This is a genomic window from Arthrobacter sp. 2RAF22 (assembly GCF_052115325.1).
Taxonomy (GTDB): Bacteria; Actinomycetota; Actinomycetes; order Actinomycetales; family Micrococcaceae; genus Arthrobacter.
On record NZ_JBFRGL010000008.1, the window covers coordinates 116325 to 125072 of the forward strand.

Genomic DNA, 8748 nt, shown 5'->3' on the forward strand with positions numbered 1-8748 from the left:
CGCGGCTCCAAAGCCGCAGGAAAGCAAAAGAACCGGAGCACAAGCTCCGGTTCTTTCACGTTAAGTACTGCAGATTCCGACGGCGGGTGCCCGACGGCGGAGTTCGTCTAGCGGCCGGTGCCACCATAGACGGTTGCCTCGGCGTCGCCGTCGAGCTCGAACGCTTTGTGGATGGCACGCACGGCGTCATCCAGCAGATCGGCGTGCGTGACCACGGAGATGCGGATCTCCGAGGTGGAAATCATGTTGATGTTGATGCCCGCGTCGGAGAGCGCCTTGAAGAAGGTGGCGGAGACGCCCGGGTGCGAACGCATGCCGGCGCCGATCAGCGAAAGCTTGCCGACGTTCTCGTTGTATTCGATGCTCTCGAAGCCGATTTCAGGCTGCGCAGCACGGAGGGCGGTGAGGGCGTCGGCGCCTTCCACGATGGGCAGGGTGAAGGAAATGTCCGTGCGGCCGGTACCGTGCGTGGACACGTTCTGGACGATCATGTCGATGTTCGAATGTGCTTTGGCGATGACCTGGAAAATCGCGGCGGCCTTGCCGGGGATGTCCGGGACGCCGACCACGGTGACCTTGGCTTCTGAACGGTCGTGTGCAACACCGGAGATGATTGGCTGCTCCAAGGCAACTCCCTCTTGAATCGTGATCTTGTCGTCGGCGCTGGGCAGGACCCAGGTGCCTTCGTTCTGGCTGAATGAGGACCGGACGTGCAGGGGCACGCCGAATCGGCGGGCGTATTCCACGCAACGCAAGTGCAGGATCTTGGCGCCGGAAGCTGCCAGTTCCAGCATTTCCTCGCTGGAAATACGGTCGATCTTCGTGGCAGTGGAGACCACGCGGGGGTCCGCGGTGTAGATGCCGTCGACGTCCGTGTAGATTTCGCAGACGTCTGCTTCGAGCGCGGCTGCGAGGGCCACCGCAGTGGTGTCGGATCCGCCGCGGCCAAGGGTAGTGATCTCCCGCGTGCTCCGGGTCATACCCTGGAAACCGGCCACGATGGCGATGTGTCCCTTGTCCAAAGCGGTGCGGATGCGGTGGGGGTCGACGTCGATGATGCGCGCCTTCCCGTGGATGCCGTCCGTGATCATGCCGGCCTGCGAGCCGGTGAACGACTGGGCGGAGGCACCGAACTTGTTGATGGCCATGGCGAGCAGGGCCATGGAGATGCGCTCGCCTGCGGAGAGGAGCATGTCCATCTCACGGGCGGGAGCAGAATCGGTGACTTGGGCGGCGAGGTCCAGGAGCTCGTCCGTGGTGTCTCCCATGGCGGAAACCACTACGACAACCTCGTTGCCGGCCTTTTGTGCGTCAACAACGCGGCGGGCAACACGCTTGATGCCTTCTGCATCGGACACCGAGGAGCCGCCGAACTTCTGCACGATCAGCTGCTTGGTCTTGGCAGGCTGCGCGGTCAGGTCTTCGGTTTTCACATCGGTAGTGGGCAAACTCATGCGCGCACCCTCACTGCTCAATTGGGGATCATACGTTGCGTGGCCAGGTAGCGGCACGGCTACGTGGCTTATGTGGCCAGTTTATCGCCGGGCGCGGCGGGCGGGGGAATTGTGACCAAATCTCGGCCCTTGGGTGCACGCCGGGCGGTTTCGGCTTGGCGTACGATCAAGAAATACGCAGCCTGCGGGCATGTGGGCTCACGGGAGTTGAAGCGTACTTGTTCTGTTTGGGGGAAACAGGTGAGTAGAGCATGTCCATAGCTGAAAGTTCAAGAGTCCCGGTTGGTGACGCCCCGGGAGTGTCCGCGGAAGGCGTCTCACGCCGCTTTGGCACGGTCCACGCCGTCGAGCACATCGATTTCCACGCCCCGCCAGGGAAGGTCACGGCGCTCATTGGGCCCAATGGTGCAGGCAAAACGACGCTCCTTCTCATGCTTGCCTCGCTTCTGCGGCCCGACTCCGGGACCATTCGGATCAACGGCTTGGATCCCTTGCACCACAGCGCGGCCGCGCGGCTTCGGATCGGTTGGATGCCGGACACCCTGGGGGTGTGGGAGTCCTTGACTGCACGCGAAATCCTGGTCCAGATGGCGCGCTTCTACCGCCTGCCCAGGGCAGGCATCGCCCAGCGTGTTGCCGGCTTGCTCGAACTTGTCCGGCTGGACACCCTTGCCGACCAGCCCGCCCGGGTCCTCTCCAGGGGCCAGCAACAACGGCTCAGCCTGGCCCGGGCCCTCATCCACGACCCGTCCGTGCTTCTGCTCGACGAGCCAGCGTCCGGCCTCGACCCGGGATCCCGAGTGGAGCTCCGAAACCTGCTGCGCCGCCTGGCCGGGGAAGGGAAAGCCGTGGTGGTTTCCTCCCACGTACTCAGTGAGCTCGATGAAATCGCGGACGGAGCGGTGTTCGTCAGCCAGGGCCGGACCGTGAAACAGCAGACCCTTGAGGAGGCGTCCCTGCAGGGCCGGCGCTACGCGATCACAACCCTCGACAATGCGGCCCTCACCGCAAAGCTCAGCGAACTCGGGCTGGAATACCGGGTGGAAGCGGGCCGCCGCCCGTCGGTCACCTTGCTGTTGACGCACGACGACGGCGCTGCCGCCCTCTTGGGCGAACTCGTCCGGTCCGGCATCAGAGTAGTTTCCTTCGCCCCCGCAGCCGGTGCGTTGGAAGAGACGTACATGAACCTGGATACGGAGAGGCCATGAGCGACGTGAGTGAATCCGTGCCTGTTTCAGCGGGACCTCCGGCGGGACCGCAGGGAGCTACGGGAGGCTGGAGCGCCGTCGTCGGCTACCTTGGCGGAATACGCGACGTCGTGATCCTCGAGATGAAACAACGGTTGCGCTCCCGCGGCTGGTACATCATGTTGGGCATCTGGTTCTTTGTCATCGCGGTAGTGACGTGGCTGACGTGGCTCGCCTGGAACGCGAGCATGGAAGCGCGGCGTTCCACGATGCCGCCTTCGGCGCTGGCGCCCCAGGACGGAGCCGGGTCCATGATCTTCGAGGTCGTGCTGGCCTTCGTGCTCCTCTTTGCCCTGCTTGTGGCACCTGCGCTGTCCGCCAATGCCATCAACGGGGACCGGGCCGGTGGCACACTCGCCATCCTTCAGATCACCTTGCTTACCCCTGGCCAGATTCTCTGGGGCAAGTTCTGCGCCGGATGGCTCGCGGCGCTCGCCTTCCTGGCGACAAGCGCCCCGTTCCTTGTCTTCGGAATGTTCCAAGGCGGCCTGACCCCGGGGCACGTGGTGGTTTCCTTGTTGATGCTGGCGGTAGAACTGGCCGTTGTGTGCGGGATCGGAGTGGGGATTTCGGCGCTTGCCGGGCGGCCACTGTTCTCGATCGTGGTGACCTACTTGGTAGTCGCGGCGCTGGTGGTCGGCTCGTTGATTTCCTTCGGACTGGGATCGCAACTGGCGCAGGGCACGGTATTGGCCAACTCTCCCGTTGGCCGTGGCGTTTTGTATGCGCCGGTGCAGCCGAATCAGCAGCCGACGGAACCAGCGCAGCCGGCATACACCTGCGAGGGGCCCTTGGTGGAGCACCCGGCCGTCCGGACCGAACGCGTTGCGTGGATGCTCGCGTTGAATCCCTACGTGGTGGTGGCCGACGCCATTCCGTATCCGGACCGGAGCGGGACGGCGTTCTACTCGGTCGGGATGATCGAGGGCATCAGCCAGGGTGCCAGGTCCGCGCTCGCCGGGCCGGAGCACTCTTACCTATGTGCAAACGGCGTGCCGCAGCCGCAGTACCTCAAGCAGACAACGCCTTTGTGGCCACTGGGACTCGGCCTGCAATTGGTCCTGGCGGGGCTGCTCATGTGGCTCGGTTGGCGTTCGCTGCGGACGCCAGCAGGCCGGCTGGCCAGCGGGACGCGGCTCGCTTAAACCGGGCGGCTCGCTTAGGGGTCCGCAACGGCGTCGGGGTGTTCCTCGAAGCGAGCCGCCTACATGAGGGCGTTGCGGCGGCCCTCGAAGGCCCTACCAAGGGTGACTTCGTCCGCATACTCCAGGTCTCCGCCCACCGGGAGGCCGGAAGCAAGCCTGGTGACGGTGATGCCGATCGACTTCAGCATGCGGGCCAGGTAGGTGGCCGTCGCTTCGCCTTCGAGGTTGGGGTCGGTCGCGATGATGATTTCCTGGATGGCGCCGTCGTTGAGCCGTGTCAGCAGCTCGCGGATACGGAGCTGCTCAGGCCCGATACCTGCGATCGGATTGATGGCGCCGCCGAGGACGTGGTACCGGCCGCGGAAGGACCGCGTGCGTTCCACAGCCAGGACATCCTTGGATTCTTCGACCACGCAGATCACCGAGGGGTCGCGTCGCGGATCGCGGCAGATGTTGCACAGCTCCTGCTCGGTGACGTTGCCGCAGACGGTGCAGAACTTCACCCGTTCCTTGACGGTGGTGATGGCCGCGACCAACCGCTTCATGTCCTCGGGATCGGCCTCGAGGATGTGGAAGGCCAGGCGCTGCGCCGACTTCGGCCCGACGCCGGGGAGCCGGCCGAGCTCGTCGATCAGCTCTTGTACTGCGCCTTCGTACACAATGTCCTCGTTCGTTCGGTGTGGACGCCTTTGCCGTTCGGCGGCGTCGCGGTTTGGTGGCACCCTTTGTGGCGCCGGCGGGGCTCTCGCGCGCAGGGTGTGGTGACGGCGTCCGTTTGTTAGCGACGCATGCTGTCCAGCGACCGTTCTTCCAGTAGCTTTCCGCCCAGAATACGCTCGACCGCGGCCCGTCCAAAGACTCCCGATTCCTCGATGGTTTCATCGTCGGCACTCGGGATGTCTTCCACCACGGTGCCGGGAGCGACGGCGGCCCGTGCAGGTGCTTTCTCGCGGCCGGCCATCGCTTCGGGGCTGTTCGAAAGCCGTTGGTAAAGGCTCTGCTTCCCGCTTCCCGAAGGCGCCGACCCTGTTGCAGGGGCCGCTTGGGCAGCGACAGGGGCAGGGGCTTGCGCGAGTGTTACGGCCGAACGCGCGGGTTCGGCGGCCGGCTCGGTGCTCAGTGCCGGCACTGACGCCTGCGGCTGGTTTGGAACCTGCGCGGCGGCAGGTTCATAGACGGGGCTCGGCGTGGCCGGCGAGGGCGAAGTGGCCTGGCCGTCAGGGTCGGCGGAGGTGCCCGAAGCCGCCGAACCAACGTTGGACTCGGTGCCGACCACCCACGAACCCGGCGCGTGCTCTACAGCCCTGGACCATGGATCTTCCGGGGTCTTCGATTTTTTCCCCGAAGGTGCTTTCTCCGGAGATGCTTGGGTGGAGCGCTTGTTCGTGGGGGCTGGGGAATCAGTGCGTGGCGTAGCGGCCGGGGCGCGGGGGCCCGCCGTGGGCATGCCGGTGAAGCCCGGGGACGACGACGGCTCCCAATCCATGGGCGGTTCTTCGTCCAGCGGGGGAGCGTCCTCGTCCCGAGGGGGGCCCCAATCATCGTCCGAATACGAGTAGTCCGCGGCAAGGTCTGCCGGTGCCGTTGGGGACGAGGCAGCTTCTGCGGCGGACGACACCCGGGTGGCTGCTGGGGCCGGATCCGGAGCCGCGGAAACGGCCTGGCTCGGAGCGGCCCCGGATGCCGGGGCCGCCTCGGGTTTGTCCGCTTCCGGTGCGGCAGGGCTTTGGGCCGCAGGGGCAAGTCCCCACGCGCTGTCCACGGCGGACGATACAGCCGGGGAGCCGCCACCCCCTACAGGGGGCGCCGGGTCAGCCGGTGCTTTTGGGTTTGGTTCAGAGCTACCTGAGCTGTTGCCTCCGACGACCGAAGTGATCTGGCAGTCGATGCCGATCGTCTTGTGGATGGCCTGGCGAAGGTTCTCGGCATGGTCTGCGCGGCTGAAGGCGCTCGCAAGGCCGTCAGTGCTGAATGCCAGAGTGAGAAGTTGACCGTCGAACTGTGCCACCTGCGCGTTCGCTCCGACCAACGCCCAGCTGCTGCGCTTGATCTTGGTCAGCGTCTGGAGGATTTCGGGCCAAGCCCGCCGGATGACCTCCACATCGGCGCCACCGGCAGCGGGGCGAGGCGCCTGAGCGGGCGCTGGCTGCGGGGCGGGCGCCTCCGCGGGCGCCGGCGGTTGTACGGGGGTTGACGCCGGAGCCTGGGCCGGCGAGGGCGTTTGAGCTGGAGCCTGGGCAGCTGGCTCGGGAGCGGGGCGGCCGGCCTGCTGCCTGGATTCATCCACGGGCCAGTCAGTAGTGGAGACCCGCGGCGGTGTCAGCTGCTCCCTGGACGGTTCCTCGGAAACAGTCGGACGGCCGGGGGCCGGAGCGTCGGCGAACTTGGCTGACAAGGGCGCGGCCGGCCCGGACGCGGCAGCCCCGGGCGTTGGTGAGTGGAGCGCTGGTGAGGCGGGAGCGGGACTGGCGTCCGCCGTCGGGCGTTCCACTGGTTGTTCCGCTGGGCGCGCAGTTGGCGCGGCGGAAGTGGAAGGAGCCGCAACAGCTTCCGGCGGCGTCTGGGCTTCCGCGGGGGGAAGTGCCCCGCCGTAGTTGAGACGGCGTTCGACGCGGTCGATCCGGGCCGCGATCCCGCGTTCGGTCTGCTCGGAACTGGGCAGTAGGATCCGGGCGCAGAGCAGTTCGAGGTGCAGACGCGGCGAAGTGGCGCCGGTCATCTCAGTGAGCGCGGTATTGGTCACATCGGCGGCACGGGATAGCTCGGCCGCACCGAGGTTGTTTGCCTGGCTGCGCATCCGGGCTATCTGGTCCGCAGGCATGCCGCGGAGGATGGCTTGGGCGCTTTCCGGCATGGCTTGGACGATGATGAGGTCGCGGAACCGCTCCAGCAAGTCTTCGACGAAGCGGCGGGGATCATGCCCCGTTTGGATGACACGGTCCACGGCACGGAAAACCGTGGCGGAGTCTGACGCGGCGATCGCCTCGACGACGTCGTCCAGCAGTGAAGCGTGGGTGTATCCAAGCAATGCGACGGCGAGTTCGTAGTCCAGGCCGTTGGGTCCGGCGCCGGCCATGAGTTGGTCCAGTACGGAGAGCGAGTCGCGCACCGAACCGCCGCCAGCCCGGATCACGAGGGAAAGCACGCCGGGAGCCACCGGCACGTTTTCCTGTTGGCAGAGAAGCTCGAGGTACTGCATCAACGGCTCGGGCGGCACCAGCCGGAAGGGGTAGTGGTGCGTACGGGAGCGGATGGTGCCGATGACCTTGTCCGGCTCCGTGGTGGCGAAGATGAATTTGATGTGTTCCGGCGGCTCTTCGACGATCTTAAGGAGCGCATTGAAGCCGGCCGAGGTGACCATGTGGGCTTCGTCAATGATGAAGATCTTGTAGCGGTCCCGGACCGGGGCGAAGGTGGCGCGTTCGCGGAGATCCCGGGCATCGTCTACGCCACCGTGGCTGGCAGCGTCGATCTCGATGACGTCGAGGGAGCCGGAGCCCCCGCGGGCCAGCTCGACGCAGCTGTTGCATTTGCCGCAAGGAGTGTCTGTGGGGCCTTCGGCGCAATTGAGGCAGCGGGCAAGGATGCGGGCGGACGTGGTTTTTCCGCAGCCGCGCGGGCCGGAGAAGAGGTAGGCGTGGTTGACCCGGTTTTTGCGCAGGGCCGTCATGAGCGGCTCGGTGACGTGTTCCTGCCCGATAACGTCCGCGAAAGAATCGGGGCGATATCTGCGGTAAAGAGCAGTAGTAACAGTCACAGGGGAAACCTACCTATAGGGACTGACATTTAAATAAGAGACCCCTCATGCACCCGCCAGAGCCCATCTACCCTTGCTACCTTCCGGTCCTGGGGGAGTTCAACAGGATGACGCCACATGAGGGGCCGTCGACAAGCTTACCCGAAGTTTTCGAGCCCTCCGAATTTGCGGACATGTGCCTTGTGGGAGCCAAAAGATGGACATGTCCAGTTAGCGCCAGCCGTTCACGGGCCACGTCATGAACGCGGGCTCCTCATAAGGGTGGGCTGAGCGCAGGGCCTGCACTACGGCGTCGAGCAAGTCCGTCTCAACCACGCACTCGACCCGGATTTCCGGCACCGTTTCACCTTGCCCCACGGCGCCGATGAACGGTTGTGCCCCTGGCATGGGGGTGAAGCGTCCAGTGCCCGGAGTGGTGAATGAGCAATGCGAATAGTCGCCGATTCTGCCGGCCCCGGCATCACCGATCGCGGCCAGCAAGCTCTCGCTATGGGATACCGGGACGTAGACGACGAGGGCGTGTAGCTGGCTCATGGCACCATCCTCCCAGCGGCCGCCCAAAAACAGGTCAAAGGATGGTTTCCAATCTCCATTGCCAAACCGCTAAACCCAGCGGACTATTGGTATGTACACCGATTGGGGCAATCTCAAGATTGTGAGCCGCAGGGCCTGGTTTCAGGGGCTGGACCCAGCAGCTCAACGGAGTGCCGGAGGAATGGACGCATTGGGGGCGTCCATTTTTACGTTTAAGCGCACGGAGGGCCCGCTCGACACCATGAATGTCCCGATTGGGCGATGCCGAAATTCTCGGGTACAGTGGAGTCTGCTTTTGATTCAGAAGCATGGAGAATTCGCCTAGCGGCCTATGGCGCACGCCTGGAACGCGTGTTGGGTTAACGCCCTCGGGGGTTCAAATCCCCCATTCTCCGCGTTTGGCCCCGGTCCTTGGACCGGGGCCTTTTTGCGTTTTGGCTCTTTTCGAATTGTCCCGGTAAGCGGGTTATAGGACAAAACGTGTGTAAATCCCGCGCGTGTCACGTGCGTCCTGCCCAACCTTTGCGGGCCCAGAGGCCTTCCTCTGCGGTGGCTGTGTTGCCGTATTCCTCGGGTCCGTGTGGCTGCTCGACGGCGGTTTGGGCCGCCGG

The 8748-nt window shown here is 65.1% G+C and carries 6 protein-coding genes, 1 tRNA gene and 1 other RNA gene; 3 read left to right on the forward strand and 5 right to left on the reverse strand.

Going from position 1 to position 8748, the window contains the following annotated elements; all coding sequences use genetic code 11:
- Positions 1-107 precede the first annotated feature (107 nt).
- Entirely contained in the window at positions 108-1454 is a 1347-nt protein-coding gene (locus AB4068_RS09025) for an aspartate kinase (protein WP_306964159.1), read from the reverse strand.
- A 251-nt stretch (positions 1455-1705) separates the two neighbouring features.
- On the opposite strand from AB4068_RS09025, the gene AB4068_RS09030 reads away from it, so the two are divergent.
- Together AB4068_RS09030 and AB4068_RS09035 are read left to right on the forward strand one after the other, a co-directional pair.
- Positions 1706-2662 (forward strand): ABC transporter ATP-binding protein, encoded by a 957-nt coding sequence (locus AB4068_RS09030; protein ID WP_441433194.1) that lies wholly within the window; start codon positions 1706-1708, stop codon positions 2660-2662.
- Complete coding sequence (locus tag AB4068_RS09035) at positions 2659-3846, forward strand: ABC transporter permease (RefSeq protein ID WP_441433195.1); 1188 nt, start codon at positions 2659-2661, stop codon at positions 3844-3846. The genes AB4068_RS09030 and AB4068_RS09035 overlap by 4 nt, the downstream gene beginning before the upstream one ends.
- A 59-nt stretch (positions 3847-3905) precedes the next feature.
- Here AB4068_RS09035 and recR read toward each other — a convergent pair whose 3' ends face one another.
- The 4 genes from recR to AB4068_RS09055 all read right to left on the reverse strand — a co-directional run bounded on the left by recR (position 3906) and on the right by AB4068_RS09055 (position 8137).
- Positions 3906-4505 (reverse strand): recombination mediator RecR, encoded by a 600-nt coding sequence (gene recR / locus AB4068_RS09040; protein ID WP_028265726.1) that lies wholly within the window; start codon positions 4503-4505, stop codon positions 3906-3908.
- 119 nt (positions 4506-4624) lie between these two features.
- The gene (locus tag AB4068_RS09045; RefSeq protein WP_441433196.1) at positions 4625-7603 is read right to left on the reverse strand and encodes a DNA polymerase III subunit gamma and tau; all 2979 of its coding nucleotides are present in this window, start codon (positions 7601-7603) and stop codon (positions 4625-4627) included.
- A gap of 33 nt (positions 7604-7636) precedes the next feature.
- An RNA gene (gene ffs / locus AB4068_RS09050) (signal recognition particle sRNA small type) lies at positions 7637-7733 on the reverse strand.
- Between the two features lie 80 nt (positions 7734-7813).
- Positions 7814-8137, reverse strand: a complete 324-nt coding sequence (locus AB4068_RS09055) for a hypothetical protein (RefSeq protein ID WP_306964166.1) — start codon at positions 8135-8137, stop codon at positions 7814-7816.
- Positions 8138-8447: 310 nt separating this feature from the next.
- Here AB4068_RS09055 and AB4068_RS09060 point away from each other — a divergent pair.
- Positions 8448-8532 (forward strand) — tRNA-Ser (locus tag AB4068_RS09060).
- The last annotated feature ends 216 nt before the right edge of the window (positions 8533-8748 follow it).

Bases quoted from the DNA above. Each gene is read 5' to 3' on its own strand.
- AB4068_RS09030 (WP_441433194.1), top strand. From the start codon at position 1,706: ATGTCCATAGCTGAAAGTTCAAGAGTCCCGGTTGGTGACGCCCCGGGA.
- AB4068_RS09055 (WP_306964166.1), bottom strand. From the start codon at position 8,137: ATGAGCCAGCTACACGCCCTCGTCGTCTACGTCCCGGTATCCCATAGC.
- AB4068_RS09025 (WP_306964159.1), bottom strand. From the start codon at position 1,454: ATGAGTTTGCCCACTACCGATGTGAAAACCGAAGACCTGACCGCGCAG.
- AB4068_RS09035 (WP_441433195.1), top strand. From the start codon at position 2,659: ATGAGCGACGTGAGTGAATCCGTGCCTGTTTCAGCGGGACCTCCGGCG.